The organism is Epilithonimonas hominis (assembly GCF_003730015.1).
GTDB lineage: Bacteria > Bacteroidota > Bacteroidia > Flavobacteriales > Weeksellaceae > Epilithonimonas > Epilithonimonas hominis.
Genome location: NZ_RJTU01000063.1, coordinates 1 through 1,847 on the forward strand (window position 1 = coordinate 1; position 1,847 = coordinate 1,847).

General features: G+C 33.3%; 3 protein-coding genes. All 3 read right to left on the reverse strand.

Annotated features, from left to right (window positions below):
• Window positions 1-614 precede the first annotated feature (614 nt).
• Window positions 615-917, reverse strand: a complete 303-nt coding sequence (locus EGH73_RS09880) for a VanZ family protein (RefSeq protein ID WP_312207600.1) — start codon at window positions 915-917, stop codon at window positions 615-617.
• A 58-nt stretch (window positions 918-975) separates the two neighbouring features.
• Complete coding sequence (gene gcvH / locus EGH73_RS09885; RefSeq protein WP_123281699.1) at window positions 976-1,353, reverse strand: glycine cleavage system protein GcvH; 378 nt, start codon at window positions 1,351-1,353, stop codon at window positions 976-978.
• A 287-nt stretch (window positions 1,354-1,640) separates the two neighbouring features.
• A partial coding sequence (locus EGH73_RS09890; RefSeq protein WP_184808096.1) for a transposase occupies window positions 1,641-1,847 on the reverse strand: 207 nt, incomplete at its 5' end.

The window sequence follows — 1,847 nt, forward strand, 5'->3', positions numbered from 1 at the left end:
TTCTTTTCGCTTCCTCAGGACTCTTAATCTGTCATCTTGTTCCTGATTTGCGAGTGCAAAAGTAAAAAACTTTTTCCAATCTGCCAAAACTTTTTTGAAGTTTTTTTTTCGTAACCTCGAAATCTATTTTAGCTAATCTTTACATCTCCTTCTGCGCTCCTCCATCTCTCGATTCGGGACTGCAAAAATAGGGCGGAATAATCTGTACTTGCAAACGGAATTAACAATCAGTTTACAATTGTGTAAAACTAGCATAATTAAACATCTGTAAAACAGACTAATATAACTACATTTAAAGTTATCCACATTATGTTGAACAGCTACAAACTGTTAGATTATTTAAGTTTTATGGAAAATGCGGCAGGGATAGCAGCGGTTATCCTTTTGCTTTTGCTCGGATTGTGAGGGTAAAGTTCAATTTGGCGAAATGTTCTTTATATATATAAAAGTTAAAATAATGACAAAAAAAGCAAAAGATATGAGCGGATAGCCCGGTGACAAAAATAGCCTGGGAGAGTTTGGGCTTTTTGGCAGCTGCCCAAATGCTATTTTATCTTTTAAAAGAAATAATTAAAGTTGAAAGGGATTCTTAAAATTCAAACTAGTATTGAATTTTAAATTTGGTTTTGGAATTTTTCATACTTATTATATTTATAGTATGAAAGTGATAAGCCTAGTGTGTCTGCAACGGCATCTAAAACTTCTAGTGAACGACCGAGTTTCATGATATCTTGCAAAATTTCTGTAAGCAATGCGTAAGAAATCAGAATCAGAAAAAAGTAAAGTAAAGGCGTTTTGGGAAAACGAAGTCTAAAGAAAAATCCCAAAAGAAAGAAAATGGTAAAATGAATGAGCTTATCCAAATGCGGAAACATAAAGAAATATTCTTTATTCTCTACGCCCGGACGTAAAAGCATATAAGTAAGAAATGCCCAATAAATGGGCAATATAATCTTACTGTATTTTGTTATGATATTATCCAACAACTTCTTGGTATTCTTCTGCAGATAATAGCGTTGATAAATCTGCTGAGTCAGCAATCTTCAGTTTGATAATCCAACCTTTTCCATACGGATCAGTATTCAGCAATTCTGGTTGATCTTCTAGATCTGCATTAACTTCTAAAACTGTACCTGCTACTGGAAGATAAAGGTCGGAAACAGTTTTAACTGCTTCTACACTTCCGAATACATCACCTTCGCTTAGATCTTCGTCAACAGTATCAACATCTACGAAAACGATATCTCCCAATTCTCCTTGGGCATAATCTGTAATTCCGATAGTTGCTGTATCGCCTTCTACTTTAATCCATTCGTGGTCTTTGGTGTACTTTAGTTCTGATGGTGTGTTCATTTTCTTAGATTAGGTTTTGGCAAATTTAATTATATAATTAGGATATAACAATAGAATAAAAATAAATTACAAAAAAAAAGTAAACAAATTTGCGAGGTCACTGAAAAACCCTTCACATTAGATTAGCCCCATTTAGTTGGGATTAAAATAAGAGCTTATTATGAGATTTAAAAATCTTTAATAAGCTCTTTATTTTTTTGTAAGTTATTTTTTTGGATTTTTTTAGTTGTGATTTTAGAGCGTATTTCGAGTGATTATGAAAAATGGGCTATAGAGATTACTTTTCTCTACAATAATTTCAGGATTCTCTTGAGATTGACTGCGAAAATAGCCATTGCACCCTGCATCTGCATATTTTCTATACCATAAGATGTAGCTCTGTCGTACTCGTGTACATTCTTCAGTTCACTGTTTCTGGCTTCGATTTTATAGCGGTGTTTTGATTCCTCTTTGTAATATTCACTTTCCTGAAAAACCATCTGATCCTGATGCAA

Coding starts and splice junctions, on each gene's coding strand:
- gcvH (WP_123281699.1), bottom strand. CDS start 1,353: ATGAACACACCATCAGAACTAAAGTACACCAAAGACCACGAATGGATT.
- EGH73_RS09880 (WP_312207600.1), bottom strand. CDS start 917: ATGCTTTTACGTCCGGGCGTAGAGAATAAAGAATATTTCTTTATGTTT.